General features: G+C 42.0%; 1 protein-coding gene. It reads right to left on the bottom strand.

All coding sequences use genetic code 11. The features are described from left to right. Positions 1–888 (bottom strand): DUF6236 family protein (locus tag AB4486_RS25020; RefSeq protein WP_372119399.1); only part of this gene is annotated, 888 nt, incomplete at its 3' end. Positions 889–950: the final 62 nt, after the last annotated feature.

The following is a 950-nucleotide window of genomic DNA, read 5'->3' as shown; positions in this document are numbered from 1 at the left end:
CTTGAGGTACATGAGTTCCGCTGGAGTGGAGTCGGATGATTGGCGTATTAGTTTTGGTGCAATTCCTATTGCTGCACCAGCTAAGCCAGCTTTTAACGGGTCAAAACCAAATTGCGATGCTGTACCTAGTGCAGCAAGAGTTAAGCCTAGGATACCAGTTGTATCTGAAATCACAGAGCGAAGGCTATCGACACTAATGTCTATTTTGGACTGTTCTAAGGTGCGATTGACATCTCTAATGGAAGCTTCCAGCTTAATCATTGCGGTATTTTTTGCTCTAGGTATGTCACCAGCAGTTAGCACTGACTGGTAGAGTTCATCTAGGTAACTACGGAACGCGAGCAGTTCATCATGATGCTTGTACTTAAATTCAAGTATAGAATCGAAGTGTGTGCTAACAGTAGGGACGGGTAGTAAACCGTGAAGCTCCAGTTCAATACTCTCTTTATCTACAGGAGTTGTGGTGAGAATGCTATCCGAGATTTGAGCCTTAGACCATAAGCCTGGATGTGCTTCATTGAGCTGTTTAAAAATTGCTTCATGTGAAGCAAGGATTTCATCTCCAGCCTTTTTGCTTAGGGTTACATCAGTGCAATCAACAATCTCAGCAGTCATAAAGTTAGATACATTAATCACACTGCTTTGTTCCATGCGCATTCCAAGCGAGCGAGGTTTTTCTCCATGTCGAGTTCGTTGTAACGCACCAGCTTTTTCTAGTTCTTGGAACTGCCAGCAATCAAACTCTATCGAGGAGCATTTAGGAACTTCAATCTTATCCCAATAAAGTAGGTACTTACGTAACTCAAAATCATCAGTAGCAGAACGAAATAAAGCCCCACCTGTTTCTGGATACTCAAATTGAGGAGATAGAACAATACCTCTTTCCATTGATAATCGCCTTACACTCAGATAGTTAGGTTATTATGATAATGCAAGGTGTTGAATAGGGG

This window comes from Vibrio sp. 10N.222.55.C6, assembly GCF_041473395.1.
GTDB classification, from domain to species: domain Bacteria; phylum Pseudomonadota; class Gammaproteobacteria; order Enterobacterales; family Vibrionaceae; genus Vibrio; species Vibrio crassostreae_C.
The sequence above is the reverse complement of the archived record's forward strand: the minus strand, read 5'-3'. Positions and strand labels throughout refer to the sequence as shown.